Source organism: Paraburkholderia sp. BL17N1 (assembly GCF_003634175.1).
Taxonomy (GTDB): domain Bacteria; phylum Pseudomonadota; class Gammaproteobacteria; order Burkholderiales; family Burkholderiaceae; genus Paraburkholderia.
The window spans coordinates 524,388-550,843 of the sequence record NZ_RBIW01000003.1; the positions used below are offsets into that span (position 1 = coordinate 524,388).

The 26,456-nt window shown below is 61.2% G+C and carries 22 protein-coding genes and 6 pseudogenes; 10 read left to right on the plus strand and 18 right to left on the minus strand.

Annotation, left to right across the window (positions count from 1 at the left end; all coding sequences use genetic code 11):
* The 3 genes from ligK (B0G82_RS38335) to B0G82_RS41280 all read left to right on the plus strand — a co-directional run bounded on the left by ligK (B0G82_RS38335) (position 1) and on the right by B0G82_RS41280 (position 2,365).
* A complete protein-coding gene (gene ligK, locus B0G82_RS38335; protein WP_121311405.1) occupies positions 1-684 on the plus strand; it encodes a 4-carboxy-4-hydroxy-2-oxoadipate aldolase/oxaloacetate decarboxylase in 684 nt (227 codons plus the stop codon).
* Between the two features lie 386 nt (positions 685-1,070).
* A complete protein-coding gene (locus tag B0G82_RS38340; protein ID WP_241975132.1) occupies positions 1,071-2,108 on the plus strand; it encodes a thiamine pyrophosphate-binding protein in 1,038 nt (345 codons plus the stop codon).
* A 65-nt stretch (positions 2,109-2,173) separates the two neighbouring features.
* On the plus strand, positions 2,174-2,365 hold the full coding sequence (locus tag B0G82_RS41280) for a hypothetical protein (RefSeq protein WP_347237595.1): 192 nt from the start codon (positions 2,174-2,176) through the stop codon (positions 2,363-2,365).
* Here B0G82_RS41280 and B0G82_RS41285 read toward each other — a convergent pair.
* From B0G82_RS41285 to B0G82_RS38370, 6 genes and pseudogenes are all read right to left on the minus strand, one after another.
* Positions 2,319-2,780 (minus strand): annotated as a pseudogene (locus B0G82_RS41285) (IS6 family transposase); the annotation flags it as partial. The gene B0G82_RS41280 and the pseudogene B0G82_RS41285 sit on opposite strands and share 47 nt — an antisense overlap.
* 56 nt (positions 2,781-2,836) lie before the next feature.
* Positions 2,837-2,962 (minus strand): annotated as a pseudogene (locus B0G82_RS38350) (IS6 family transposase); the annotation flags it as partial.
* A 194-nt stretch (positions 2,963-3,156) separates the two neighbouring features.
* Complete coding sequence (locus B0G82_RS38355) at positions 3,157-3,738, minus strand: PqiC family protein (RefSeq protein WP_241975133.1); 582 nt, start codon at positions 3,736-3,738, stop codon at positions 3,157-3,159.
* A gap of 36 nt (positions 3,739-3,774) precedes the next feature.
* Positions 3,775-5,391, minus strand: a complete 1,617-nt coding sequence (locus tag B0G82_RS38360; RefSeq protein ID WP_241975163.1) for an MlaD family protein — start codon at positions 5,389-5,391, stop codon at positions 3,775-3,777.
* A gap of 1 nt (position 5,392) precedes the next feature.
* The gene (locus B0G82_RS38365) at positions 5,393-6,667 is read right to left on the minus strand and encodes a paraquat-inducible protein A (protein ID WP_121311408.1); all 1,275 of its coding nucleotides are present in this window, start codon (positions 6,665-6,667) and stop codon (positions 5,393-5,395) included.
* A gap of 237 nt (positions 6,668-6,904) precedes the next feature.
* Positions 6,905-7,501, minus strand: coding sequence for a TetR family transcriptional regulator (locus B0G82_RS38370; protein ID WP_121311409.1), 597 nt, complete (start codon positions 7,499-7,501; stop codon positions 6,905-6,907).
* 292 nt (positions 7,502-7,793) lie between these two features.
* Between B0G82_RS38370 and B0G82_RS38375 the strand changes: the two genes are divergently transcribed.
* A complete protein-coding gene (locus B0G82_RS38375; protein ID WP_121311410.1) occupies positions 7,794-8,456 on the plus strand; it encodes a DUF3313 domain-containing protein in 663 nt (220 codons plus the stop codon).
* A gap of 127 nt (positions 8,457-8,583) precedes the next feature.
* A complete protein-coding gene (locus B0G82_RS38380; RefSeq protein WP_121311411.1) occupies positions 8,584-8,805 on the plus strand; it encodes a hypothetical protein in 222 nt (73 codons plus the stop codon).
* A gap of 206 nt (positions 8,806-9,011) precedes the next feature.
* On the opposite strand, the pseudogene B0G82_RS38385 reads toward B0G82_RS38380, so the two are convergent.
* Positions 9,012-9,248 (minus strand): annotated as a pseudogene (locus B0G82_RS38385) (IS256 family transposase); the annotation flags it as partial.
* Positions 9,249-9,495: 247 nt separating this feature from the next.
* Between B0G82_RS38385 and B0G82_RS38395 the strand changes: the two are divergent.
* On the plus strand, positions 9,496-10,734 hold the full coding sequence (locus B0G82_RS38395; protein WP_121311412.1) for an IS110 family transposase: 1,239 nt from the start codon (positions 9,496-9,498) through the stop codon (positions 10,732-10,734).
* 19 nt (positions 10,735-10,753) lie between these two features.
* On the opposite strand, the pseudogene B0G82_RS38400 reads toward B0G82_RS38395, so the two are convergent.
* Both B0G82_RS38400 and B0G82_RS38405 read right to left on the minus strand, forming a co-directional pair.
* Positions 10,754-10,972: pseudogene (locus tag B0G82_RS38400) on the minus strand (transposase); the annotation flags it as partial.
* A gap of 195 nt (positions 10,973-11,167) precedes the next feature.
* Positions 11,168-11,348: pseudogene (locus B0G82_RS38405) on the minus strand (IS701 family transposase); the annotation flags it as partial.
* Between the two features lie 71 nt (positions 11,349-11,419).
* Here B0G82_RS38405 and B0G82_RS38410 point away from each other — a divergent pair.
* Positions 11,420-12,151, plus strand: a complete 732-nt coding sequence (locus B0G82_RS38410; protein ID WP_121311413.1) for an IS6 family transposase — start codon at positions 11,420-11,422, stop codon at positions 12,149-12,151.
* An 88-nt stretch (positions 12,152-12,239) separates the two neighbouring features.
* Here B0G82_RS38410 and B0G82_RS38415 read toward each other — a convergent pair whose 3' ends face one another.
* The 7 genes from B0G82_RS38415 to B0G82_RS38450 all read right to left on the minus strand — a co-directional run bounded on the left by B0G82_RS38415 (position 12,240) and on the right by B0G82_RS38450 (position 19,629).
* Complete coding sequence (locus tag B0G82_RS38415; RefSeq protein ID WP_121311414.1) at positions 12,240-13,142, minus strand: DUF1932 domain-containing protein; 903 nt, start codon at positions 13,140-13,142, stop codon at positions 12,240-12,242.
* A gap of 410 nt (positions 13,143-13,552) precedes the next feature.
* Positions 13,553-14,257, minus strand: a complete 705-nt coding sequence (locus B0G82_RS38425; protein ID WP_241975135.1) for a substrate-binding domain-containing protein — start codon at positions 14,255-14,257, stop codon at positions 13,553-13,555.
* Entirely contained in the window at positions 14,254-14,955 is a 702-nt protein-coding gene (gene ligK / locus B0G82_RS38430) for a 4-carboxy-4-hydroxy-2-oxoadipate aldolase/oxaloacetate decarboxylase (protein WP_121311416.1), read from the minus strand. The genes B0G82_RS38425 and ligK (B0G82_RS38430) overlap by 4 nt, the downstream gene beginning before the upstream one ends.
* Positions 14,956-14,957: 2 nt before the next feature.
* The gene (locus B0G82_RS38435; RefSeq protein ID WP_121311417.1) at positions 14,958-15,983 is read right to left on the minus strand and encodes an amidohydrolase family protein; all 1,026 of its coding nucleotides are present in this window, start codon (positions 15,981-15,983) and stop codon (positions 14,958-14,960) included.
* Positions 15,984-16,081: 98 nt separating this feature from the next.
* Positions 16,082-17,176, minus strand: coding sequence for a porin (locus B0G82_RS38440; protein WP_121311559.1), 1,095 nt, complete (start codon positions 17,174-17,176; stop codon positions 16,082-16,084).
* Between the two features lie 117 nt (positions 17,177-17,293).
* Positions 17,294-18,595: a dicarboxylate/amino acid:cation symporter gene (locus tag B0G82_RS38445; RefSeq protein WP_121311418.1), complete on the minus strand. Its 1,302-nt coding sequence runs from the start codon at positions 18,593-18,595 to the stop codon at positions 17,294-17,296.
* A 170-nt stretch (positions 18,596-18,765) separates the two neighbouring features.
* Entirely contained in the window at positions 18,766-19,629 is an 864-nt protein-coding gene (locus B0G82_RS38450) for an amidohydrolase family protein (RefSeq protein ID WP_121311560.1), read from the minus strand.
* Positions 19,630-19,759: 130 nt separating this feature from the next.
* On the opposite strand from B0G82_RS38450, the gene B0G82_RS38455 reads away from it, so the two are divergent.
* Positions 19,760-20,683, plus strand: coding sequence for a LysR family transcriptional regulator (locus B0G82_RS38455; protein ID WP_121311419.1), 924 nt, complete (start codon positions 19,760-19,762; stop codon positions 20,681-20,683).
* A gap of 47 nt (positions 20,684-20,730) precedes the next feature.
* Positions 20,731-20,982: pseudogene (locus B0G82_RS40935) on the plus strand (LysR family transcriptional regulator); the annotation flags it as partial.
* Positions 20,983-21,314: 332 nt separating this feature from the next.
* Here the strand turns inward: B0G82_RS40935 and B0G82_RS38465 are convergent.
* Positions 21,315-21,959 (minus strand): response regulator transcription factor, encoded by a 645-nt coding sequence (locus B0G82_RS38465; RefSeq protein ID WP_121311421.1) that lies wholly within the window; start codon positions 21,957-21,959, stop codon positions 21,315-21,317.
* Positions 21,956-23,926 (minus strand): PAS domain S-box protein, encoded by a 1,971-nt coding sequence (locus tag B0G82_RS38470; RefSeq protein WP_121311422.1) that lies wholly within the window; start codon positions 23,924-23,926, stop codon positions 21,956-21,958. The genes B0G82_RS38465 and B0G82_RS38470 overlap by 4 nt, the downstream gene beginning before the upstream one ends.
* A 166-nt stretch (positions 23,927-24,092) precedes the next feature.
* Here B0G82_RS38470 and B0G82_RS38475 point away from each other — a divergent pair, with 166 nt between their 5' ends.
* The gene (locus tag B0G82_RS38475) at positions 24,093-26,387 is read left to right on the plus strand and encodes a glycoside hydrolase family 3 C-terminal domain-containing protein (protein WP_199730272.1); all 2,295 of its coding nucleotides are present in this window, start codon (positions 24,093-24,095) and stop codon (positions 26,385-26,387) included.
* The last annotated feature ends 69 nt before the right edge of the window (positions 26,388-26,456 follow it).

Consider the following 26,456-nt stretch of genomic DNA (forward strand, 5'->3'; position numbering starts at 1 on the left):
ATGTTTGAATTGGGAGTCGTTTATCGCAACATCGCACGCGTTGATCAACGGGTAGCCGACGCGCTCGGCGCACTGGGCAGCGCCACCGTGCACGAAGCAATGGGCAGAACCGGTCTGCTCAAGCCCTACATGCGGCCGATCTACCCCGCTGCGAACGCGTCGGGCACCGCTGTCACCGTGCTCCTCCACCCCGGCGACAACTGGATGCTGCACGTCGCAGCCGAGCAGATCCGACCCGGCGACATGGTGGTAGCCGCCATCACCGCCGATTGCACCGACGGCTATTTCGGCGATCTGCTCGCCACCAGTTTCAAAGCGCGCGGCGCATGTGGCCTCGTCATCGACGCAGGCGTGCGCGACGTTAGCGTGCTGGCCGAGATGGGCTTTCCCGTGTGGAGCAAGGCGATTTCGTCGAAAGGCACCATCAAGGCGACGCTGGGCTCCGTCAACGTGCCGGTGGTGTGCGCGGGCGCGCTCGTGACACCCGGCGACGTGATCGTCGCGGATCGGGATGGTGTGGTCGTCGTCCCGTTTGCAATGGCGCAGAAGACGCTCGAAAGCGCGAGTGCACGTGAAGCGAACGAGGCGAGCAAGCGCGCGAAGCTCGCCTCCGGCGTGCTGGGACTCGACATGTACCAGATGCGGGAACCACTGCAAAAACTCGGGTTGCGCTACATCGACTGATCCATAGCGGCACCTGGCGCCGTGCGTGCGGTGCCACGCGCGCCGCGCCGCCAATTCGTTCGAACCATTGCTTTCCCTGTCTCGATGCCTGTTGCAGTGCGGCCGATGCGTGTGTCGGGCTGTGCGCATGAACCGGCCTCACCAATAACAAAAGGAAACAGGAACGTGACTGCCCGACGTAAGTTTCTGAAAGACGCGCTGGTCACCGGTACGGCTGCGATGCTGGTGAAGCCGGATACGGGCGCCGCACAAACCGCGGCTACCGACAAGGAACAGCAGTTAGCAGACCCTCTTCGGCGCTCACTGCGGCCGAAACGCTGGCGCCCTCGCTCGACGAAACGCCTGCCGCCGACGCGGCGCACATCGGCAATCCAGGCTCCGACTTCATGGTCGATCTGCTGCGGGCCGCCGGCATCGACTATGTCGCCGCGATGCCGGGATCGACCTTTCGTGGTATTCACGAGTCGATCGTCAATTACGCCGGGGATACGCATCCGCAATTGATCGTCTGTACGCACGAAGAGGCGTCGGCCGCGATTGCGCATGGATATGCGAAGGTCGCGGGCAAACCGATGGCCTGCCTCGTTCACAGCACGGTCGGTCTGCAGCATGCGTCGATGGCGATCTACAACGCGTGGTGCGACCGCGTGCCGATGATGGTGCTGGCAGGCAACATGGCCGATGCCGCCAAACGCCGCCCGGGCGTGGAGTGGTATCACACGGCGCAGGATCTCGGCGCGCTCGTGCGCGACTACACCAAGTGGGACGATTACCCCGTGTCGCTTCAGCATTACGCCGAGTCGTTCATGCGGGCTTACACGATGTCGGTGACGCCGCCCATGGAGCCGGTGTTGATTGTCGCGGACGCCGAACTGCAAGAGCAACCTAACGCCGATCCGCGGGATATCCGCGTACCGCCGCTGCGCGAAGCGTCGCCGCCCGTGGGAAGTCCCGAAGCACTCGCCGCAGCGGCCGCGCTGCTATGCGGTGCAAAGGCACCGGTGATCGTCGCAGATCGTGCCGTGCGCACGCAGGCCGCGATGGATACGCTGGTGAAGCTCGCGGAGTCGCTCTACGCGCCCGTCGTCGATCTGCTCGGGCTCATGAACTTCCCGACGACCCACTACCTCAATCATTCCTCACGGCAGGCCACGCTGCTTCAGCACGCGGACGTCATTCTCGCGCCGGAAGTCGGCGACGTATGGGGACTGACAGCAACCATGCCGGACACGATCACCCGCCCATCGAAACCGCGCGCAAACGGCGACGTCAAGGTCATTAGCCTCTCCACCGCCTACCTGTACGGCCAATCGAACGGTTGTGGTGCAAAAATTTGGATCGGGGGCGAGCGAAGTGTGTGCCACCCCCGTCGCGTCATGCCGCGAGCACGGCACTCCAGATTGCAGACGGAGTTTGGTCTTTGATGCGCAGGCGACCGATGGCAAACCGGTTCTTGCGAATGCGATGCAGGAGTTCGACGCCGGCCAGCGTGATCGCCGCGCAGTCGAAGTTCCTGAACCCCCAACATGGGGCCAATCCGCGACTTGACGCCGCGATGATCCTGCTCGATCAGATTGTTCAAAATATTTCGATGAGCGGCGCTTCGTGTTGCGCCACGCCGGATTTTCGCCGGGCAGTTCGCGCACTGCCCGATGTGACGCCGCGTAGCCATCGAGCGTGATGCTGGTGGGAGCCCGGCCCTGGGTTCTGAGCGCCTTGCGCAGGAAGGCTTTAGCCGCCGCCACGTCACGTTTCGGACTGAGCTTGAAGTCGACCATATTGCCATCGCGATCAACGGCGCGGTACAGGTAGACCCACCGCCCGCGCACCTTCACGTACGTCTCGTCGACGCGCCACGAGAGGCCGGTTTTGCGCGCATAACGTGCCCAACGCTTCTCGAATTCCGGCACGTAGCGTTGGACCCAGTGCATGATGGTCGTATGTGCGACGTGCAGTCCGCGTTCCACCATCATTTCGACGAGGTCCCGATACGAGAGCTTGTCGCGGCAATACCAGCGCACACAAAGAATGATGAGCTCGCGTTCAACGTGCCGACCTTTGAACAGTTCGTCCAGATCCCGGAGCTTCTTCGCCATCCTGCATCACCGCCGCTAAAGCCTCTACTTTAGCTCACCACGAATTCGCACCAGAACCGTTCGAACAGCAGCTCCTCGATATCACGCAGACCAAGCTGAAACCGGAAGTACCGCCGAACTGCGAGGCTGATGACCGTTGCTGGGAACCGATGTCCGTGGTAAAGCGATTTTGTTTTCTTCATGGGGTAATTTTACGCGACAGCTTCGTCAACGTGACAGAGCCGGCGTGAGCAAGCTGGGACGCCGCGAAAGCGCGAACGCTGCTGCATGATTCCATTTGATCTTTGTCATTTCGGTTCCCATGGTTGAAGGAGTACTGCAATTCATGAGATTACTCATCCGAATTGACAATGATGTGAAGCTTCCCCGCTTCGTCTCACCGCTGCATCGCCGAACGCGTCGCTACGGCGATATCGCCGGACACGGACGCAAGCGCTCGACTGTATGCCGCCATCATTGCATCATAGCCGGGTCCGCTCACGGGTTCATGCACAACCGTCCGTCCGCTGAGAGTCTCCCCTCGCTTCGGCGGACGCACCGACCAGATAACGGCCAGCATTTCGGTGCCACCCACTGACGAATCGAAGCTCTGCACGTCAACCGATACGCGATAGGCGTTATCGTCCACACGTTGCGGATAACTGGATACGATCGCACCCGGAATACGTTGCGCGAGATCCGCGGCTAGCACGCGTGAAATCTGACTCTTCAACGGCTCGGCCCAACGCGCGAACTCGTCGATCGACACGCGGTTCGCGTCCAGCCAGGAAACGATTTGCGGTCGATCGACCAGTTCGGGAACCGTCACCGGATCGATCGCGATTGAGATTGAAACCGAATTGGCGGGCGCCGCCGGTCCAGCAACCTCAATCGGGCTCAACGTATAGAACTTCGATTCCGGCGACGTTGCGCACCCCGCGAAAAGCGTCAGCCCAAGGAGTACCAAAGGTAACTTCAAGTGTCGGTTCACCAGTCTGCACCTTAGTCGGCTCATTTACTTGTCCTCAGTCTTGCCGCGGAGCAGCGCCTCTGGATGGCGCTGAAGGTACTCCGCCAGCGCGCGGAACGAGGCCGCGGTCCGTGACACTTCGCGCATGGTTTCCGCCAGGCTTTGCTGCAATGGCGAGTCGCTTTGCAACGTGCGATTCACCGACGTGATCGCATCACGTGCTGTGGCCAGCGTCGCTTTTGCCTCCGGCGCCACATCGGCATTGATCGTATTCGTCAGCGTATCCGCATCATTGAGCGTTTTGCGCAGGTCGTTGCCGATACCTTCAAATGGAATCTTGTTCAACTTGGCGACGAGCGCTGTAATGGAGTCCTGCAAGCCCTGCAGGTTGCCAGGTATGGTCGGCAACTGAGGCGTCGCCTTACTCCAGTCAATGGTCGCCTTCGGCGCCGAGGGAAAGAAATCGATCGCGATATAGAGTTGACCGGTCAACAGGCTCGCCGTTCTGAGTTGCGCCCGCAAGCCCTTCTTCACCAGATAGTCTGCAAACTCTTGCCGCTCTTCCGGCGTTGCCGCCATAGCGTTTCCGACGTCATCGCGCGAAATCAGGCGCTCCGGAAAAAAGCTGACCTCGACGGGGATACTGAATTCCTTCGTCGCCGGATCAAAGTGCGTATTGATCGCCGACACCTCGCCGATGACGATCCCGCGGAAGTCGATCGGTGCGCCGAGAGTCAATCCGCGGACAGACTCCTTGAAGTTCAGCACGTATTTGTCGACGATCGTCTCATGCTCCTTCATCGCATCGGCCCGACCGCCGAAAAGTTGGAACTGACGCTTCGGGTCTGCTTCAATCCTGTTGGTTGTGTCAGGCGGATTCTCGAACGCCAGGCCACCGATCAGGATCGATACCAGCGACTCGGTGTTGACCTTCACGCCTGTCGTGTCCAACTTCACGTCAACGCCGCTCGCTTGCCAGAAACGGGTGTCGTTCGTGACATACTTGTCGTATGGCGCGTTGACAAAAACGTGCACGGTCATTCCCGCGCCGTCGGGATCGAGTGCGTAAGAAACGATCTGGCCAACCTGAAGCTTGCGAAAAAATACGGGTGAACCTATATCGAGCGAGCCGATGCTGTCGCTCTTGAGGACGAACTCCCGCCCCGGCGCTCCCGAAGCGAGAACAGGCGGAGACTCGAGACCGGTGAAATCACGCCGCGCTTTTTGCGACGTTCCGATGTCCATGCCAATGTGAGACCCGGATATCAATGTACTGATGCCCGATACGGTGCCCCCCGCAATGCGCGGCCGAACCACCCAGAAGCGGGAATCGTCGACAAGCATGCTGGACGCGTTGCGCGACACCTCCGCGCTGGCAAGCACGGTCTTGTGATCGTCGGAAAGTGTGAGACTTCTGATCACGCCAATATCGACATTCTTGAACTTGATCTTCGTCTTGCCGGCCTCGATGCCCTCACCTGTGGTGAAGCTGATGGTGATGGTTGGGCCTTTTTGCATGATCGACTGCATCGCAAGGCTGCCCGCTATCAGGACGGCAACAATCGGCACGATCCATACGAGCGGCAGGCGCCACTTCGACCGCTTCGCAGTCACTGCTGTTGGAAAATCGGCTGTCTCTTCACCATCGTTCTGCACTGGCAACTTATTCACCGTCCAGCTCCACTGCGTCCCAGATGAGCCGCGGATCGAACGACAGCGCGGCGAACATGGTCAGCACAACTACTGCGCCGAACGCTATCGCGCCGGGACCCGCATCGATCGTTGCAACCGAACCAAATTGCACGAGCGCGACAAGGATGGTTATGACGTAGATATCGAGCATCGACCACCGGCCGACCAACTCCACGCACCGGTAAATGCGCGTACGCTTGCGCGGCATGTGGGACGAGCGCAACTGGGTACTCCAGGCGAGATAGGCTAGCGACAGGATTTTGAGCATGGGCACCACGATGCTTGCAATGAAAACGATCGTGGCAAGCACCCACGATCCGGAGGTCCAGAGAAACACAACACCGCTTAAAATCGTGTCGGATTGCGCGCTGAATAAAGTACTGGTGACCATGACCGGCAGAAGGATGGCCGGGATATAGAGAACCATCGCGGCCAGCAGGAATGCCCAGGTGCGTGCGAGGCTATTGGGCTTGCGCAGATGCAACACGGCGTTGCAGCGCGGACAAATTCCGCCACGAACATGACCGAGCGGTTTTGACAGCAGGCCGCAGTCGCGACAAACGAATAGACCGGCACGTGCTGCAGTAGCCGCATTGGCATCTGCCTGCAGCGCATGTGACACGACAACGACGCCTGCCACGCTTTCGACACGTGTCCAGATATCACGCGGATTGAACGAAACAGCGGCTGCCGCGAGCAGCACCATCACCGCGCCGAATGCCCAGATCGCGATGCCAGGAACGACGGTCGCGAAGTGCTGGAGTTTGACGAGCGCGACCAGCATCGCAAGCATGAGCACTTCGATCATCCCCCATGGCGCGACGTGCCTGAGCACACGCAGAACAATCTCGGGACGTTGAGGCAATCCGCCGATATGCAGCGGCAGGAGCAGATAGATCACCGCCGCTATGTTCAATGCCGGCATCAGAATCGTCGTCACCAGAACGAGCCCCGCTACAGGCCACATACCGTCGGCGTACAGCGAAGAAACTGCTTCAAATAGCGTAGTTTCAACGAGCGCGCCGTTGATCTGCAGTCCGATGATCGGAAAACAGTTCGCAATCGCAAACAGAACCGCAGCAGCGAGCGTGAACGCGAGCGCGAGCGCGCGATCGTGCATGGCCGGCAAACTTCGGTAGAGCGCTGCATCGCATCGTTGACAACGCGCGGTACCGCGTTCGAATAGGGGCGCCTTCCACTGAAGCAAATCACATTCGTGACACGCAATTAATCTGGTTTCGTTCATTTTCGGTATCCGCTTAGGGGCGCATAACCCAGAAGCGCGCGGCCCTCATTCGATCGACGCCGTTGGGTTCGTACCTGGGCCGCAGAGAGACAACTCATGTGAGGCGCCACAGTAACACCGCAATTTCAATTTGTAACCCGCCTAGACGGTTTGTTTTTAGACCGGACCACTGAGTCAAAAGGGACGCTCAGACGCAGATTCGCCCGATTGCCCCTCTATTCGCACCACCCGCGCGGGTCAGCCCGCAGACCGTTTGCGGCGTTTTGGCGGTGACGCCTGGCCTTGCCAGCTCTCTTCGTCGAGGAGTCGATCGAACAGCCGGTTACGAGTCGAATCGGCCAGCGGCGACAATCCCAACAGAGAATGAAATGCGAGCCCGCTGGCAGCAAAATATCTCAACAACGACAAATCGAGGTCGGCCGCTTCATCTTGCAACGCCTGCATTTTCCCGGCGTCAGCGACCTTCATGTCGTCAAGCAAGGTCGGGCTTTCGATAATCGCTGCGAGAATGGCGCGTGCCACGGAATGCGGCTGATTGACGGATTCCCGATAAATTGCAATCTGGGCGGCCAGGTTCGGTTCGGCCTTCGACGCCCCTTCTTTCGCAATATAGCTGCGCGCAATCTGCTCGAACTGCTGCCGCTGATGTTCCAGCAGCGCGTAAAGCACGCCTTGCTTGGTGCGGAACTGATGCAGCAGTCCGCCCTTGCTGATGCCGCTTTCGCGCGATAACGAATCGAACGTCAGTCCACCGACACCGTCCCGGGTGAGGATGGAAAAAGCGGCTGCAATTGCCCTTCTGCGGGAAATCTCCGAACGGGTCTGATTATCCATTGTCGATAGTGATGAGATCGCGATGATTGCGGCGCCGGCTCAATAGCTGCCGCGTAGCTATGTGTCTGGCACGTCATTCGAAGCGGTGAACCGGAGTCTGCGAGCCCTGCCGCAAACCGCCGCCGCAAGAGAATTCATGCCGGGGATTGGGATTGTACCGTACCGGTCACCCATAAACAACCCGGATAGACGGTTTACAAACTATAACGGCGATGCTACTGTTCGGCCTCATCGACTCCGCCTTGACCCAAGACGCTTTTCTCCGCCCGATCTACCCTCCCAGGAACACCCAATGTTTAAGAAAAACGTCGTCCCGCCTCTTTTCACTGCCGCAGCGGTACTGACCTTGACCGCCTGCGCAGGCGTGCAGCCGGTCGCCTATACGGGGATCTCCTCTTCGTCGCAATTGACGCAGAACCGCAGTGACGATTCACGCAAGGTGCCCTACAAGTACACGGCTCCGGTGGTCTGGTCACGATACACGCAGGTCATGCTGGACCCGGCCGTCGTCTATCAGGGCAGCGATAACCAGTTCGGCGACATGAAGGCCGCCGACCGCGCCGCGCTCGCCGAGTACATGAGCAAGACGTTCTCGGAAAAACTGGCGGCACGGTTCACTGTTGCGAAGCAGCCCGGCCCTAACACCCTGCGCATCAGGCTGACACTGACGGGCGCTGAGAAGACCACGATGCTGGTTGGACAGGTCATGCACTTCGACCTTGCGGGCAATCTTTATAACGGCGTGCAGTCGATCCGTGGCGGCCAGGGCGCGTTCAGCGGCTCGGTTTCCTACGCCGTGGAAGTCTATGACGGCGCCAATGGCCAACTGCTGAAGGCATACGTTTCGAAGCAGTATCCGAACGCGATGAACCTTCCGGCAGCGTTCGGTTCATTGAGTGCCGCGGAGACCGGCCTCGATAAGGGCGCGGACGCGTTGGTCGCCCAGCTTCGTTAACGGGTTCTTACTCGCAGAGTCGCGCCGACTGGCGTTTTGCCCGGCGCGCGGCGCCACTGACGTATGAATCGCCGTAACTTGCCGTGAAGGAAAAGCGGCCGTTCCGGATTGAGTGGAGTTTTCTTCCATGCACGCATTACCTGGCATCGCTGCTTCCCTTGCGCCCCCGCCTTTGATGGCCGCCATCGTGTTCTCGGTCGCGTACCTGCTGGTGGGAATTCCGGTCCAGTTCCGACGCGGCGTCAGCGCGCGAGACGTATCCGGCACGCTGGCCGGCGTCTGCGCTGCCCTCGTCTACATCACGCTCGTCGTGTGTCTCCGTTCGGCCGCTGACACGACCCAGCAATAGCGCGCATGCTCCGCTATGCGCGTGCGGCCTGCCGGTATGTTTGCCGGATTGCGACGAACGTATGGGACGTAATCCGCGGAACACTGTGAATGCGACTTAGAACCCTTAACAAAATGGCTTATTGGGTCTGTTAAGGAAGGTCTTATGTGGACGCCTCTTAGAGATAACGTCAAGTCTGGTGTATGGGCAGTTGATGGCCAGAGACGTCAAGCGGCGAGTTTCTGCTGACCGGGTTGATCGTCTTTCACCGGTTCGCCGTCCTTGAAGTCAATGCCTTCCAGCAACAGCTTGATCTGTTCGGGGCCGTTGATGCGGCGCCAGGTTTTCTCGGCTTCCTCGATCAGCTTGAATGCCAGACCAAGGAAGGTCGGTCGCGACACGCAGTTGCGCGTGCGCGTAGTGCGGTGGCGCACGGTCGCGAACGTCGACTCAATCGCATTCGTAACCGGCATGATATAGCCGGTGCCTCACGGTCCCGCGCCGTGCAGTTCTGGCGTATGGTGTGACCATCCGGGACAAGGGGTACTGGGGAGCACTTCGGGTGGGCAGGCCGTTGTTACACGATGAGCCGCGAGCTCGTGTTAGTAGTTGGCCGCCCCTGCGACCCGCCCGGTTGCGCTGCGAGCGCGAATCCGTAGTTGTCGTGCTGCCCCACCGGCTCCCAACATTCATCTGAATGGGAGAACGGTTATGCGAATCGTAGGACTGGATGTTTCGCGCTCCGTTGCTGAGATCGCGTATCTGGAGGACGGCGTGCTGCATGCTGGTGGTCGTGCCGGGCTCAGACGCGACGAACTGGAGCGCTTTGCCGCAAGCCTGCGCAGCACCGATCATGTGGTGCTCGAAGCGACGGGCAATACCGCCGCCATCGTCAACGTACTGCGCCTCCGCGTCGCGCGTGTCGCAATTGCGAATCCACTGCTGGTACGGCTCATCGCCGAGGCACGCGTCAAGACGGACAAGATTGATGCGGTAGTGCTGGCCCAACTGTACGCAAGCCATTTTCTGCCGGAAATCTGGATGCCCGACGAGAGCACCCTGGCGCTACGCCGACAGGTCTCGCGCCGGTCCCAACTCGTGCGGCAACGCACAAGGCTCAAGAACGAAATCCATGCGGTGCTGGCTGCGCATCTGATCGGACAGTGTCCCGCCACTGATCTGTTCGGGAGGACGGGGCGCAGGTGGCTTAGTGCTCAGCCATTGCCGATGGACGAGCGTCTGGGTGTCGAGCAACGTCTGCGGGAACTGGACCGTCTCAGTGAGGACCTGCACGAGGTGGATCGGGCTTTGGCGCAAGCCACTATCGGCGACGAGCGGCTACGCAGACTGCTGACCATCACCGGCGTCAACACCATTGTGGCAATCGGCCTGATGTCGGCGATCGGCGCCGTCGAGCGGTTTCCCAGTCCGGAGAAGCTGGTGAGCTACTTCGGGCTGAACCCGTCGGTCTATCAGTCGGGCCCAACGCCCGCCAGGCACGGCCACATCACCAAACGGGGACGTTCGTACGCGCGAGGATTGCTCGTCGAGGCGGCCTGGGGCGCTGCACAGGCACCCGGCCCTCTGCGCGCTTTCTTCCTGCGCTTGCGCGACCGCCGCGGTCAGCAGATCGCGATTGTCGCGACGGCACGCAAACTGGCGGTCATCGTGTGGTATGTGCTCACGCGCAATGAGCCGTTCGCCTGGGATCGTCCCGCGCTGACCGCGCACAAACTGCGCGCCCTGGAGTTGCAATCCGGTATGCCGGCGCAACACGGCTCACGCAAAGGATCGGCTGCCGCTTACAGCCTGAAGAGCGTACGTGATCAGGAACGGGCCGTAGCCGGGCAGGCCGAGCGCACCTATCAACGCCTGTTCTCACGATGGAAGCAGACGCGTCCCAACAAACGCGAGTTACCACTGGCGTGGCCGGGAACGCCGACCTCATAAAAATATCAAGCGGGGGCTTGTCGATTTCATCCGTCGTGCGCAAATGCTGCCAGTGCTCGGCCGGGAAGTCGTAAAACGCCAACAGACTTTCCCGGTCCTTCTTCAACGTTTCGGTCGCCTTCGGATATTTCGCCGCATAGACCGTCACGAAACGATCGAAGGCGGCGTACGCCTCGACGCGTGTCGCGGCCATCCAGATCGCCTGCAGATCCGCCTTGGGCCGCCCCTGTTGCGATTTTAGTACTACAGCCGTAGATGTAGGTAAACTGGGGGCACACATCCTCGTCTTCGGTAGTGGCACTGCTGGGCGCGGTACTGGTGTCGGCGCCGCCATGCCGACCAAGACAACACGTACGCGATAGAGCGAGCGCCGCGCCACAGGATGCGACAGAGCAGCCGGCAGATCTCCTGCACACTGAGCGGCACCAAACCTTCAAGAGTTTTTTTCCGCGCACCCGCAGGGTGATGAGTACCGCATGGGCCAGCAGGGCCAGCGTGATGTGGCGATACCAGCCCTGCCATCGGCGCACCTCATACTGATCGAGTCCGCATTCGCCTTTGGTCGCCTCGAAGCCGGTCTCGATTTCCCACCTGCGGCCCGCGACGTTCACCAAGGTTTGCCATGTGGCCTTGCTGCGCGGCGCGGCTTTGTCAAGTTGATGACCGTGCCGGGTAAAATGACGGGATGAAGAAGAGCAAATCACCTTACTACGGTTTCCGTTTCCCGGCATCGGTCATCAGCTGCGCAGTACGGTGGTACCACCGCTTCAACCTGAGCCTGCTGGACATCGGGGAATTACTACTCGAGCGCGGCGTGAGTGTCACGTACGAATCGGTGCGCAACTGGTGTGACCGGTTTGGTGCGCAGTTTGCGCGTTGCGCGAAGGCCGTGCGTGGCAAGGCGGGTTCGACCTGGCACCTCGAGGAAGTGTTCGTGAAGCTGCGCGGCGAGTCGTACGTGCTGTGGCGCGCGGTGGACGAACACGGCACCGAACTGGACGTTCTGTTGCAAAAGCGGCGCGACAAGGCTGCGGCCAAACGCTTCTTCAGGAGGGTATTGCGGTCACACCCGGTGCCCCGAAAGATCGTCACCGATCAACTGCGTAGCTATCCGGCGGCAAAGGCGGACGTGCCCAAACTGGCCGGCGTGAAACGTGTATTCGTGAAAGCGTCGGCCCGGGTCAATAACCGCGCGGAAAACAGCCACCAGCCTACGCGCCGGCGCGAGCGCCAGATGCAAGGCTTTCGCGATCCCCGGCGTACGCAGGCGTTTCTCTCCCGCTTCGGTCCGATCCGTCAGCACTTCGCGTTGCCCCGGCACCAGATGAAGGCTGCCTGCCATCGCGCAGAACTTCAGGCACGTCTGCTTGTCTGGCAGTCCTGGGCCGACGTGAGTAGCGTCGGAATTATCCAATAAGGATACCTTATCTTGTCCAGACGGCGCACACCATCTTCGGCTAACTTGACAAAGCCGTTTGCGGTGCCCACGGATGGTGTCAAACGGCTCAGAAAGGTTTCAGCAGGCTTCGCCACTCGGGCAAGCTTCCCTCGGGTTCGAGCGCCTTGACCAGTGGCGCAGCGCGCGCCGCGAGTTCCTGTTGCACGTCGGCAATCGCGCTGGCGAGGGCGCTCGACATGCCCAAATTTTCGAGCATCAGCGCGGCTTCGCGCATTTCCTCGGAGCGTCGTTGTCCGTGCTCGACGACCCGGCCAATCAGATACGCTTCGTAGCCCTTATCCCATCCCATGCCTGGAAAGCTTGCGGCAAGCGACGCAAGCACGTGGCCCTCGACGTCGAACTGTTTGGCCGCCAACATCGATTGAACACAAAGCGCCTCCGTGCCTTTGATCATAATGCTGCGGCACAACTTGATGGCTGAGGCGAGGCCGACTTCCTGCGCCACAACTTCCGTGCGCATGCCCAGCCCGTTGAGAACGTCCGCAGTTTGCGCTGCGAGCCGCCCGCCCAATAGCATCGGCACCCTTACACCTTGCGGCGGGACCGGCGCCATCACCGCAGCTTCCACGTAGTCCGCGCCGTTGCGCTCGATCTGCTGGCAGTTGCGCCGCTTGACGGCGGGCGATACCGAATTGAGGTCTAGAAAGGTCTGGCCGGTCGTCAGATATTCGGCCGCAGCCGTGGCGACCGCTTCTGCCTGGCTTGCTGTGACCACGGAGAAAACGAGTTGCGCATCGTGCAGTGCGGTTGCGAGGTCGTCGGCTACATGGGCCCCACAGTCGCAGGCCCGCTGCACGATCGTCGGCCGCGTCGCAGCGTCTTGCAGCTTGATGTCGAAGACCGACACTTCATGGCCGGCGGCAGCCAATGCTTGAGCGAAGATGGGCCCGACTTCTCCGAAGCCGATGATCGCGACGCGGCCTAAATGCTGATTGCTGTTCTGATCCATGCTCATTCTCTGCGAGTGGAGGTGTAAGTTGAAGGCGAGGGAGCCCGACCTGCACGCGAACTCAAAGCCAATGTTCGGTTGCGGATAGGGCGATGGTTCGGCAGCGCGTGACGGCGGTTGACGTAGACGTCGAGTTTCTGCTGGTCAAACATGCGCTCCCCTTCCGCCAGCACGCGGACCGCAATCGAGTTGCCGATAACTTCGGTAGTCGACGCGGCGGCCGCGAAAGAGTGGTCGATGCCGAACGGCAGACCCGCTCCCTTCAAAGGCAGGATGCGCCAAGACTGTAGCGTCGCCGCAAAGCCGCCCGCGCGCCAGATACAGACAGCCGCCGTCGATATTGAAGCTATCGCCGGTCTTTTCCAGCTTGGTGAAGAGACGGGAACCGCGACCCTGACTCTTTGCCCAGGCTATCTACTATCTCCTCCTGCTGGTTCCATACCATGGCGAAGCTTGACGGAATCAGCCTGGGGCGAGGCCAGAAAGGAGATCAGTTCCCCGGCGGCTGCATGCTGATCAGATGCCTTGCATACTGCAGCCGAGAAGACGGTAATGACCTGAATTCCGGGCGGCAGGGAGCCGATGACATCGATGCCCGGCAAGTGCATCAACTCGCTCAATTGCTGGAAACCCAACTCGACTTCCCCGCGCGCGACAAGCGCGCCAACCGGGATACCCGGAGGCGCCTGCACAATGCGCGGCGCAATGGTCTCGGCGATGCCCCAGCGTTCGAACAGGCGGCCCAGGTGCGAACCGCTCGGCCCCGTCGAGTAGCCGATACTACGCGCGGCCAGAATGGTGTCGCGCAACGCGGCTTCAGTGCCGATCTCGGGCCGCGGAGCGCCGGCTGCTACCGCAATCGCAACGCCCGAACGCACCAGTTCGATCCGACTGGCCGGATCGATCCGGCCGGCTGCGGCAAGCCGGTCGAGCGCGTCGGCCGCAAGCACGACGATGTCGAACGGCTCGCCTTCCTGGACGCGCCGGGCAGCGGCGACGCCGCCAACCGACTCGATGGCCACCCGCCGCCCCGATATCCGCCCATATTCTTCGACCAGCTCGGCCAGCACCTGACGCGTGGCCATCGAAGAGATGCCGGTGATCTGCTCACTCATGCTTTCTCTGCCTTTCGGTCGATATAGCGCAGTCCAGCCTGTTGCAATGGCTCGCGCATGTTGTACATATCCAGGCCGAGCACGCCGGCGGCCAGCTTCGCGCGCTTTTCGCCTTCGTTGGCTTCCCGCGCGGCCGCTTTTTCGAGCACCTGCGCCGCCCATGCTGCGGGCACCACGACCACACCGTCGTCATCCGCGACGACGACATCTCCCGGATTCACCAGCGCCCCGGCGCACACGACGGGAATGTTCACGGATCCGAGCGTCGCCTTGACCGTTCCCCTGGACGAGATCGCCTTGCTCCATACCGGGAAGTTCATCTCCGCCAGCACGCGCACGTCGCGCACGCCTGCGTCGATGATGAGTCCTTGCGCGCCGCGCGCCTTGAAGCTCGTCGCCAGCAGGTCGCCAAAAAAGCCGTCGGTGGAATCGGCCGTGACAGCGGCAACCACGATGTCGCCCTGCTGGATCTGCTCCGCCGCGACGTGCAGCATCCAGTTGTCGCCTGGTTGCAGCAGGACCGTGACAACCGTGCCGCTCGCCTGCGCGCCGCTATAGATCGGACGCATGTAGGGCTTCATCAGTCCTGTACGTCCCATTGCCTCGTGTACCGTGGCAGTCCCGAGCGCACCGAGCTTTGCGGCAACGTCGCTGCCTGCCCGCTGAATGTTGCGATACACCACTCCAAGTTCATACATGATCAATGTCCCTTCGCTTTCAATGCTGCGTCCAGACGCGGGTACACGCGTCGTGCGTTGCCCTCGTAAATCTTGTACCGCTCGTCTGCGTCGATGTGCGCGGCCTCGATGTAGCGCTTGGTGTCGTCGAAATAGTTGCCGGTCTCCGGATCGATGCCGCGCACCGCGCCGATCATCTCGCTAGCAAACAGGATGTTGTCCACAGGAATGACGCGGGTGAGCAGGTCGATGCCCGGCTGGTGATAGACGCAGGTATCGAAGAAGACGTTGTTGAGCAGATGCTCCGTCAGAAGCGGCTTCTTCAGCTCCTGGGCGAGCCCGCGAAAGCGACCCCAGTGGTACGGTACAGCGCCGCCGCCATGCGGAATCACGAAGCGCAGCGTCGGAAAGTCGCGGAACAGGTCCGAGGTCAGGCACTGCATGAACGCGGTTGTGTCCGCGTTCAGGTAATGTGCGCCAGTGGTGTGGAAGCACGCGTTGCAACTCGTGCTGACGTGGACCATCGCAGGCATGTCGTACTCGACCATCTTCTCGTAGATCGGGTACCAGTAGCGGTCGGACAGTGGCGGGCTGGTCCAGTGGCCGCCCGACGGGTCCGGATTCAGATTGATCGCAACGTTGCCATACTGTTCGACACATTTCACCAGTTCGGGAATGCAGGTGGCGACGTCCACGCCAGTGCTCTGGGGAAGCATCGCAGCCGGAATGAAATGCTCCGGAAAGAGCTGGCTCACCCGGTAGCAGAGTTCGTTACAGATGGCGGCCCACGTGCTCGAGACTTCGAAGTCGCCAATGTGATGTGCCATGAAGCTCGCACGCGGGCTGAAAATGGTCAGATCGAGGCCGCGCTCGCGCATTAACCGCAACTGGTTGCTTTCAATCGATTCGCGCAACTCGTCGTCCCCGATCTGCAATTCGGAAACCCTGGGCATCTCCGAAGGACTCCCGATGCCCGCAATCTGGCGGTTGCGCCACGTCTCGAGCGCCTTCGGCGCGGTCGTGTAGTGGCCGTGAATGTCGATGATCATCGTCGCTCCAAAAACTGGTTGAGTTACCGGCGCGATGGTGCGAATGATGCGCGCCGACTTCGTTAGCGAGTCTTTTGCGACTGCAGAGTCGCCTCGCCTTAAAACGTATGCTGCATCCCAACGCCGTATGTACTGCCCGACGGATTGGCCGTCAGTTTGTCGTAGGAATAGACCGCGTATACATACGTGCGCTTCGACAGGATGTAGTCGTATGCAATGGAGCCGGTGTTGCGTACGTTGCTATGGTTCAGCGGTGCGCTGTGCTTCGTGCGCGCCCATTCGGCAAGGATCACGTTCGACGGCGACAACGGTATGGAAACGCCCAGCTCGTAGGTGTGCGAGCCAGTCTCGACGTCGTTGTTGCTCGTCATCTGCGCGGCCCCGTAGAACTTGGCGAGCTTTGCATCGTACGCGGCGCCTGCAAGATAAAGGTACTGACCGCTTGATGGCGCGACTGCCGCCGTCCGAACGCGCTGCGCAGAGAACACCGCTGTGAGCGGCCCGTTTGCGTAAGTCAGATGCAAACCGATGTTGTCCTTCCCCTGTTGGCCCGCGGTGCTACTGACGCCATAGATTGCGGTGCCGGTGAGGCCGCCGTAGCTGGGCGAAACATACTCGATGGCGTTGGCCCAAACGGTGTCGCCGATCTGCGTATTGTTGTAGCTCGCCGTGTACGACTGCACAATCAGCGGCGAAAACACGACAGACGAACCGAACGGATTGACGAAAATCTGGTTTATATAGGTTGGATTGGTCTGCTCTCCGAACTTGAATGTGCCGTATGCGCCGGTCAGGCCGACATACGCATTGCGGGAAAACAGGCCATCCGTCGTGTTGCGCCCCATTTGCCCCGTGTTAGGCCTGAAAAAACTTTCGAGAGCGAAAAACACCGCATTGCCACCGCCAATGTCCTCGCGGCCTCTCATGCCCCAGAACGACGTGGTCATCCCGCCGCCGCCTAGCTGTACCGTGCTTGCGCGCGTCGTGCTCAGTTTTGAACTGGCGAGATACATACCGATCAGTCCATACAGCTGAACTGCCGAGCCTGCCATCGTCGCTGCGCCCGCGGCTGCCTGTGAATCGTCAGCGTGCGCCGCAGGCGCGGCGAGCCCACTGGCCGCGAGCAGTGCCGCGCCCAGCCATGCCGTGTTGTGATTCAAGAGCGCGTAGGTGCGGCTGTTCTTACGGGACATCATATTTCGTCTCCAAACCAGTTGTTGTTTTATGCGCGAACGTTTCCCGCTGCCTGCGCCGCTGGCACAGGCAGACAGACACGGACATACAGGAGGGTTTTTCTCGCAGCTAACCGATCATTCGATGTGACGGCGCGACATTTCGGCGTTCAGTTTCGAACGATCAAGCTCGTGCTCCCAGGCGGACACGACCAACGTGGCGACGCCGTTGCCGATGGTGTTTGCGATCGCGAGCCCGGTTCCCATGAAGCGGTGGATGCCGAGGATCAGCACCATTCCGGACACAGGAATGATCGGGAACACCATCAATGTCGACGTCAACATCACAAAGGCCGCGCCAGCCACGCCGCTTGCACCTTTTGACGTCAGCATCGCCACGCCCACGAGCGTCAGTTGCTGCGTCAGGGTGAGTTCGATGTTGAAGGCCTGCGCGATGAAAAGCACGGCCATCGTCAGATAGATGTTGGTGCCGTCCAGATTGAATGAATAGCCGGCCGGAATCACGAGACCCACCACCGATTTCGAGCAGCCAAGCCGTTCGAGCTTTTCGAGCATCCGCGGCAGCGCGGCTTCCGACGAACTCGTCCCGAGCACGATCAGAATTTCCTCACGGATATAGCTAAGGAAGCGCAAGATGCTGAAGCCGAGTAACCGGGAAATGATGCCGAGCACCACCAGAACGAAGAAGACGAGCGTCAGGTAGAACGTCCCGATCAGCTTGACCAATGGCAGTACAGCGCCGATCCCGTAGGTGCCGATCGTGAACGCGATCGATCCAAATGCGCCGATCGCCGCGACCTTCATGATGATGTGAACGATGCCGAAGAACGTATGTGCAAACCGGTCAATCATGCGAACCAGCGGCAGGCCATATTCTCCCGTAGCCGCAAGCGCTGCCCCGAACAGCACCGAGATCAGCAGAATCTGCAGCACGTTACCGGTCGAGAATGCACTGACTACGGTGTCGGGAATGATGTGCATCAGAAAGTCGACCGTGTTCTGTTCATGCGCGGCAGTCGTGAATCCGGCGAGCGCTTTCGTGTCGATAGTCGCTGGATTCAGATTGAAGCCTTTTCCGGGATGGAACAGATGCCCGGCTACGAGCCCAATGACGAGCGATACCGTGGATACGATTTCGAAATACAGCAACGCCTTGCCGCCGACACGCCCGACCTTCCTGATGTCGCCCATGCCGGCAATGCCAGTGACGACGGTGCAGAAAATGATCGGGCCAATCACCATCTTGACCAGCTTGATGAACGCGTCGCCGAGCGGTTTCATCTGCACGGCGAGCGACGGCGCGAAATGACCGAGCAGCACGCCAAGCAGGATCGCGATCAAAACGTGGAAATACAGCGTGCGATAGAAGGGTTTCTTCGCGCTGGGCGCGGGGGACGTCATGACAGCACTATTGTTCATGACGCTGCTTCCTGATCGGCCGAGGGGGCCGCATTATCCGCGTGGCGATGCATACCGGTCATCGTTGTCTCCTGATTCGAATAGTGAACGAAAAGCCGGTCGATTCCGGATTTCCGCCTGACTGCCATTCTCGGTGTGGCAGTTCAAAAGTTTGTTAGCCGAACGAGCCGCTAGAACCGGTAAAGCCGCGCCGGGTTAGTCACGAGCAGTTGTTCGCGCAGCGCCTCGTCCGGACAGAAGCGGAACAGCAGATCAACCAGTTCGCCGTCGTTCGGCATGTCCTTGCTGATGTTTGGATGCGGCCAGTCGGTACCCCATAGCACGCGGTCGGGCGCGGCTTCGATCAGGGTGCGCGCGAACGGAATCGCATCGTCGAACGGACGGCGGCCCGCGGACACGCGCTCGGCCCCGCACACCTTGACCCAGGCGAGCGGATTGCGCATCAGTTCCAGAAGCTGGCGGAAAGGCTGCTGATCGACCCCGGCTTCCGCGCGTACGCGGCCCATGTGGTCGATCACGAACGGTACCTTGATACGCGCGATCCGCTCGGCGTATTGGAGAATGTCCTGTGCATCGAGATGCAGCACGACGTGCCAGCCAAGCCGCTCGATACGTTCGAGCACGCAGTCGAAAACGTCGAGATCGGGCGCACCGCCCAGATGCGCGACGAAATTGAAGCGCACGCCACGCACGCCGCGCGCATCGAGGTCAGCCAATTGTTCGTCGGTGACGTCGCCGTCAACAATCGCGACGCCGCGATAGCGCCCGTTGCCGCGCGCAATTGCATCCAGCATGGCGGTGTTGTCGGTGCCGTGGCAGCTCGCCTGGACGATCACGCCGCGGCTCGCGCCAAGAAAATCGTGCAGCGCAACAAGCCGCTCGAAAGGCGCATCGGGCGGCGTATAACTGCGGTCCGGCGCATACGGGAAGATTTCGGCCGGGCCGAACACGTGGCAATGCGCGTCACACGCGCCGGCGGGCAGACGCTGGCCGGGTTGAACGGGGTGGGGATCGGGCGGCAGGCAGGATTTCATGAGCGTCGTCTCGATGTCATTGCCGCGGGGCGGCTTGCTATGGGTTGAATGCATTGTGGCCGCGACGATGGATTGATACAATCGCCATATTCAACTAGCTGATATGTGAATTTCGCATGGGTTATCCACAATGGACCTGAAGCAGCTCGAGGCATTCGTTCACGTCGCAGAACTCGGCAGCTTTACACGTGCCGCGATCACGCTGGACTCGAATCAGCCCGCCCTGAGCCGGCTGGTGCGGCATCTGGAAGTGGAATTGCGGCATACGCTGCTCGAGCGCACCGGCCGCGGCGTGACGCTGACGCCGGCCGGCCAGCGGATGCTCGCGCATGCGAAAGGTATCCTGCAGCAGGTGCAGCGCGCCTCGCAGGACCTGGACGAGTTGCACGGCGCGCCCGGCGGTCATTTCGGCATCGGCATTACCCCCAGCTTTGCCAGAGTCGCCACGCATGAACTCGTCCGTGGCTTTCGTTCCTCCTTTCCCGGGGCGACTATCTCGGTGGCTCAAGGCTTGTCCACCTATCTGATCGAATGGCTGATGATGGGCCGCATCGACGTCGCGGTCCTGTACGACACATTCGATACGCCGTTGATCGACAAGCGAACCATCTTTACTGAGGAACTGTTTCTAATTGGCCCGGACAGCGGCGATACACTCACAGAGGCAGTACGCGAGCCCACGGCAACGATCGCGCTGCGGGAAATCGTGCGCTACCCGCTCATCATCCCCGGCCGCATGCACGCGATCAGGCGGATGGTCGAGGCGGCTGCCGCGGAGCAGGGCGTAAGATTGCGGATCGAACTGGAGGTCGATGCAGTGACCTCGATTCTCGATCTGGTCAGCGAGGGTATCGGCTATGCAGTGCTATCGCTCAATGCGACTACTAGCGATGCGCTCAAGCGGCGCTTCCAGATCATCCGCATTACCGAGCCGACACTCTTCAGCCGTCTTGCGATTGCAACCAGTACCAAGCACACGCTGTCACAACTTGCCATTCAGGCGATCGCCATGCTCGAATCGAAAATATTGCCGCTCTACGGCACCCCTGCCTGACCCGGCGTTTACTTCGCACGTCCGCTCTCCTGGCCAACTCCACATCCCTGAGCGCCGAACTGCTCAATCTCGCCCAATTGCGTGTGTTCACCATCGTTGTCGAACACGGCAGTGCAAGCCGGGCAGCGGCGCTGCTCTTTCGCGCGCAATCGGCTGTGACGCGCTCCGCGCGGGAACTCGAAGAAACGCTCGGCGAACGGCTGCTGGAACGCCGGCCATCGGGCATGCTGCCCACCTCGCTTGGCCGTGCCATGGACGAACGCAGCCGGCGCATCTTCGCGCGATTGGAGGCACTCGCACATCGACGGCCCCATCCCCAAAGCGGCGGGCTTCGTAGTGTAGAAGGGGCGAAAACGCGCTCGGCGCTCTGCGGAGCAATCGCTAGTCTAACGCACGTTGCCAGGCGGCGGATTCAACCGGTGTATGCAACCTCCTACTGCTTGCGCAGTCTTCAGTGTGTTGCATCCACCGGTTGAATCCGCCGTGAACAGCTGCGATCCGAAGTTGTTATGATCGCAGTGAGTGGCCGATTCGAGGAAAAGTCATCCTCGTATGATCTCGATCGCTGAGCGAAAGACCGCGCGACATGGAAGTGGCCCTGGCTGTCAATCATGGAACCGAAGAAAAGCTATCAGCGACCCTCTGCGTCGAGCATCCCTTCCTTGAAGGCAAGTCGCATTAGACCTGTGATATCACTGACGCCAAGCTTGCGCATCAGACGCAGTCGATAAGTCTCCACTGTCTTCACCGATAAATGCAACGACTCCGCGATGCTGGCGCTCGTGCGCCCCCGCACCACCAGATTCAGTACTTGCCGCTCACGCAGCGAAAGCGTCACGGCAGGCTCCTGCACCGCAGGCGAAGACATCGCCTTCTGCGCCGTCGCGGCAATCTCGGCGCTCCAGTAATGGCGGCCGGCAAGCACGTTGCGCAGTGCGTCGATCACCTCGCCGCCCTTCGATCCCTTGAGCACGTAGCCCATCGCGCCCATCCTCACGGCGTCGAGCACCTGGCGTGGCTGCGAAAGCATGCTCAGCACCAGCACGCGTGACGGCAGCTTGCGGCGGTGCATCTCGCCAAGCAGTTCGAGACCCGAATGCTCGCCGAGCGACAAGTCAAGCAGTACGACGTCGGGCGGTGCGCGCATGATGTCTTGAAGCACCGTCTGCGGAATCCAGCCTTCGCCTACGATCCGGTATCCCGCCGGTTCGAGCAGCGCGCGCAATCCGTCGCGCAACACCGCGTGATCGTCGACCAGATAAATGGTCCCGCTCACGGCGCATACCTCAGTTGGATCGTCGTGCCACGCCTTCTGGCGCCAGAACTCACGCTCAGCTGCGCGCCAATGCCCAGCGCGCGCTCGCGCATGCCCACGAGCCCGAGGTGCCCAGGTTTGAGCGCCTGTTCGGCACGACCGAGGCCGCGGCCATCGTCACGAACGGTCAGGACTAGCCCGGCTGCGTCTAGCGCTTCTAGCTGAACCGCAACATGCGTGCCACGCGAGTGCAGCAGCGCATTAGCAATAGCCTCACGCGCCACCATGAACACCGCATATTCGACGTCGGGTGCCCAGCGCCGGTCGGCAAGCGCATCCGCCGCGTCCAGCGTCACGCGCACCTCGGAATGTTTCGCCGCCTGCGCCTGAACTTCGTTGTCGAGCGCTACCGCAAGCCCCTGCTCCTGCAAAAACGCGGGCCGCAATTCGACCAGCACTTCGCGCACTTCTCGCATGCCTCGATCAATGAGCGACGATATCTGCGACCATCCGTTCTGCACGATGGAATCGTCGCTCGTGGGCAGACGCGCACGCACCGCATCCACAAAGATGCGCAGTGAAGTGAGCGTCTGGCCGAACTGGTCGTGCAGCAGTTGCGCCAGGCGGCGGTTAGTCTTCTGCTCGGCGTTCATCAGGTCGCGCGTCAATGCCGACAATTGCTCGCGATAGCGCTCGACCGCCTGCTCGGACTCGACCCGCTCCGTCACGTCGCGCGCGACGAGCGTGATGAAGCTCCGCTCTCCGGCGCTCGTGCGTGTCGCGGAGACTTCGAGATGCTGCATGCGTCCGTCGTGACGTTTCCCCGACAAAGTCCGCCGTGCATCGACGAGCAATCGCAGGCCGTCTCCTTGCGGCAGAATGTCGGGCAGCGGACCGTCCTTCAACTCGGCGTCACTGTGGCCGAAGATGCGTTCGGCCGCTGGGTTGCAAAGGATAACGCGGTCGCCGTCGTCGATGCCGAGAATCGCATCGCTCGCCGCGGACACGATTGCCGAAAGGAGTGCCTCGCTCTCACGCACCTGCTGCTCGGCGCGGCGACGCTCACTCAGATCGCGCGCCACCATGACGAGTGCATAGACGACGCCTTCGTCGTCGCGCTGCGGGTAGAGCCGCAAATGTCCCCAGAACGACGACTCTTTCGTGCGTCCGAGCCAGCCTTCATATTCCGGGCGTTCTCCGGCACGCGCACGCGTCAGCAGCGATGCGCCTACGCCCCGCTCGGCTCCGTTCAGGGGAAACAGGATATCGAAAGGGACGCCTAGCGCTTCTTTGGCGTGGGAGTCGAACAACGCGGCCGCGTTGCTGTTCCAGCCGAGGATGTGGCCTTGGGGCGAGAGCTGGACCATCGCGATATCGATCGCCGCATCGATCAGCAATTCCGCCTGATGCTTGGCCGCGCGCACCTCCTCGCTCAGTTCGCTATGCGTGCCGAGATAGCCGACGAAGCGATCGTTATCGAAGAGCGGCGTCGTGTACCACTGGACCCAGGAAAGACGTCCGTCGCGCCGCACGTGCACGGCGCGCCCACGCAGCGATACACCCTCCTCGCGCATGCGGCGGAGGATCTCGCAGATGGTGGCGCGCTGACTCTCCGGTATCCAGAGTCCAATTGGCGATTGGCCAGCGAAGTCGGCAGACGAATAACCGGTCATGACTTCGCTCGCGAGGTTCTGATAGACGAGGCGAAACTGGTCGTCGTAGAGCACGAGGCCGAGCGGCATGTCCCGCAGGAAATGCCATATGCGGCCGGGATGGGTGGCCGCGAGCGCGGCGGCATGGGCCTCGCCGATGCGATCAAGGCCGCTGTCCTCGACCCGCCGGTACCACAGGTTGGTGGTGCCCCACGGCTCCGCGTCCTCTGGCGAGGTCTTCGAACTGGCGGGATCGTCTATCGGGGCCACTGTTTTGCGGGATGCCACGCGCTGCGCGTCCTTCACGTTAGGGTCTCTACGGGGTCTTTCGAGCATAGCCGATTCCACTTCGCATAGGGTAATCGAGCAGCGCGATGTCCGACTTCCCTGACAACGGCTGCGGCCTTCGACTCCTAGAATGACTTGGTCGATGAACGCGACCTGTCGGTGAACGGCTTAAGCGAACGTCATTGAAATCAACTGCCGATCGAGAGGAGTGGCTATGAACGGAACGCTGAGTGAGGCGGCCGCACTGGTGTCGCGGATGACAGTCGAGGAGCAGGCGCTTCTCCTCTCCGGCGACGGCTGGTGGCGCACGCACGGCATCGAACGTCTCGGGTTGCCCGCGATCACCTGCTCCGACGGACCGCACGGACTGCGCAAGCTAGAGGGGCTTTTCGGCAACAGCGTGCCGGCCACCTGTTTTCCGACCGCACCGGCGCTCGCGGCGACCTGGAACACGGGCCTGATCCGCGAAGTCGGCGCGGCACTCGGACGCGAGGCGCAGGCTGCCGATGTGCAACTCCTGCTTGGCCCCGGCATCAACATCAAACGCTCGCCGCTCGGCGGCCGCAACTTCGAATATTTCTCCGAAGACCCTGTGCTGTCGGGCCGCATGGCGGCCGCTTACATCGACGGCGTGCAGGGCGAAGGTGTGGGGACGTCGCTCAAACACTTCGCGGTGAACAGTCAGGAAACGCTGCGGATGGCGACGAGTTCGGATATCGATGAGCGCACGCTGCGCGAGGTGTACCTGCAGGCCTTCGAGATCGCGGTGCAGCACTCGCAGCCGTGGACCGTCATGAGCGCTTACAACCCGGTGAACGGCGTGTATGCGTCGGAGCATCGTCAACTGTTGACGGATATTCTGCGCGACGAGTGGGGCTTCAACGGCTTCGTCGTATCGGACTGGGGTGGGATCAACGACCGCGTGGAAGCCGTGGCGGCGGGCACGAATCTGGAAATGCCGGGCAGCGGCGACTACAACCGCAACCGGATCATCGCAGCGGTGCGGGAAGGACGCCTGCCGAAGGAAACGCTTGCACGGTCTGTGACCGAAGTCGTGGCGGTCGTTCTGGAAGCGAGCGCTGCAAGAAAGTCCGACGCTACCTTCGATGCCGAAGCCCATCACGCGCTCGCGCGGCGCGTCGGCGGAGAATCGATCGTGCTGTTAAAGAATGACGACGGCGTGCTGCCGCTGCGCGCTGGCCAGAAGGTCGCGCTGATCGGTGACTTCGCGAAGGCGCCCCGCTATCAGGGCGCGGGCAGCTCGCAGGTCAACCCGACCCGCGTGACCAACACCTATTACGAACTCACGACTTTGCTCGGCGCGGAGAACCTGGTCCATGCGGCAGGCTGCGCCGACGAAGGCGACACCAACGACACGCTGATCGAGGACGCCGTGGGCCAGGCGGCCTCGGCGCACGTCGCAATCGTCCTCGCAGGTTTGCCCGACAGCTACGAATCGGAAGGCTTCGATCGCCGCTCGATCGATATGCCGCCCGGTCATGTCAGGCTGATCGAAGCGATTGCAAAAGCGCAGCCAAACATCGTGGTCGTGCTGCTGAACGGATCGGCTGTCTCGATGCCGTGGATCGACGGTGTAAAAGGCGTCGTCGAGGGCTGGCTCGGCGGTGAGGCCGGCGGCGGCGCACTGGCCGACGTGTTGACAGGCCGCGTCAATCCATCGGGCAGGCTGAGCGAAACCTTTCCGGTCGGCATCGAACAGACACCGGCCTTTCCTGCATTTCCCAGCCATGCAGGAAATGCGCTTTACGGAGAGGGACTTTTTGTCGGCTATCGACACTACGACATGCGGAATATCGAACCGCTGTTCCCGTTCGGATTCGGCCTGAGCTATACGAAATTCGAGTACTGCGGCATCGACTGCAGCAGCGACGCGTTTGACGCGGATGCAGGCGGTTCGGTCAGGATCCAGGTGAAGGTCAGAAACGTCGGCGCGCTCGCCGGGCAAGAAGTCGTGCAACTGTACGTGCACGAACAGGCACCGGCGCATCCGGGGCCCGTCAACGAACTGCGCGCATTCGACAAAATCATGCTCGCGCCGGGCGAGGAAAAGACGCTGTTCTTCACGCTCGATCAACGCGACTTCGCGCACTACGATCCGCAAGCGCACGCCTGGTCGGTCAATCCTGGCGCATTCGACGTGCGCGTGGGCGGATCGTCGCGAGAGCTGCCGTTGGAGGCGACGCTCGAAGTGCGGGCGCGTCCGTTGCCGAGAAAGCTCACGCGGCAATCGCTAGTGCAGGACTTCAGCGCGATACCGGCCGTGTATGAAGAGTTCGCACGTGCGCTCGGGTTTGCTGAACTGGTCGAGCCGGAGTCCGCGGCGGCGTCCGCGAACATGACACGGGAGCAAGTGATCGCGGCTCGCAAGGCGCGCGTGGCGACGCGGGCCTTCGTCAACGAAATGCCCATCAACAAGGTGCCGGCGTTCTCGAAAGGAAGCTTGAGCGAGGCCCGGCTTGACGAGATATTGCGCACCGCATCGGCGTAGCACGCGGGCGGTAAATGACGAAGTTGCATTTTTCAATGTGCCTTGGTGGATGAGGGCTCAACCGCATTT

What these genes read in the sequence shown, in the direction of transcription:
- ligK (WP_121311405.1), top strand. Translation starts at nt 1, where the DNA reads ATGTTTGAATTGGGAGTCGTTTATCGCAACATCGCACGCGTTGATCAA.
- B0G82_RS38340 (WP_241975132.1), top strand. Translation starts at nt 1,071, where the DNA reads ATGGTCGATCTGCTGCGGGCCGCCGGCATCGACTATGTCGCCGCGATG.
- B0G82_RS38365 (WP_121311408.1), bottom strand. Translation starts at nt 6,667, where the DNA reads ATGAACGAAACCAGATTAATTGCGTGTCACGAATGTGATTTGCTTCAG.
- B0G82_RS38370 (WP_121311409.1), bottom strand. Translation starts at nt 7,501, where the DNA reads ATGGATAATCAGACCCGTTCGGAGATTTCCCGCAGAAGGGCAATTGCA.
- B0G82_RS38375 (WP_121311410.1), top strand. Translation starts at nt 7,794, where the DNA reads ATGTTTAAGAAAAACGTCGTCCCGCCTCTTTTCACTGCCGCAGCGGTA.
- B0G82_RS38380 (WP_121311411.1), top strand. Translation starts at nt 8,584, where the DNA reads ATGCACGCATTACCTGGCATCGCTGCTTCCCTTGCGCCCCCGCCTTTG.
- B0G82_RS38395 (WP_121311412.1), top strand. Translation starts at nt 9,496, where the DNA reads ATGCGAATCGTAGGACTGGATGTTTCGCGCTCCGTTGCTGAGATCGCG.
- B0G82_RS38410 (WP_121311413.1), top strand. Translation starts at nt 11,420, where the DNA reads ATGAAGAAGAGCAAATCACCTTACTACGGTTTCCGTTTCCCGGCATCG.
- B0G82_RS38415 (WP_121311414.1), bottom strand. Translation starts at nt 13,142, where the DNA reads ATGGATCAGAACAGCAATCAGCATTTAGGCCGCGTCGCGATCATCGGC.
- B0G82_RS38425 (WP_241975135.1), bottom strand. Translation starts at nt 14,257, where the DNA reads ATGAGTGAGCAGATCACCGGCATCTCTTCGATGGCCACGCGTCAGGTG.
- ligK (WP_121311416.1), bottom strand. Translation starts at nt 14,955, where the DNA reads ATGTATGAACTTGGAGTGGTGTATCGCAACATTCAGCGGGCAGGCAGC.
- B0G82_RS38435 (WP_121311417.1), bottom strand. Translation starts at nt 15,983, where the DNA reads ATGATCATCGACATTCACGGCCACTACACGACCGCGCCGAAGGCGCTC.
- B0G82_RS38440 (WP_121311559.1), bottom strand. Translation starts at nt 17,176, where the DNA reads ATGTCCCGTAAGAACAGCCGCACCTACGCGCTCTTGAATCACAACACG.
- B0G82_RS38445 (WP_121311418.1), bottom strand. Translation starts at nt 18,595, where the DNA reads ATGAACAATAGTGCTGTCATGACGTCCCCCGCGCCCAGCGCGAAGAAA.
- B0G82_RS38450 (WP_121311560.1), bottom strand. Translation starts at nt 19,629, where the DNA reads ATGAAATCCTGCCTGCCGCCCGATCCCCACCCCGTTCAACCCGGCCAG.
- B0G82_RS38455 (WP_121311419.1), top strand. Translation starts at nt 19,760, where the DNA reads ATGGACCTGAAGCAGCTCGAGGCATTCGTTCACGTCGCAGAACTCGGC.
- B0G82_RS38470 (WP_121311422.1), bottom strand. Translation starts at nt 23,926, where the DNA reads ATGCTCGAAAGACCCCGTAGAGACCCTAACGTGAAGGACGCGCAGCGC.
- B0G82_RS38475 (WP_199730272.1), top strand. Translation starts at nt 24,093, where the DNA reads ATGAACGGAACGCTGAGTGAGGCGGCCGCACTGGTGTCGCGGATGACA.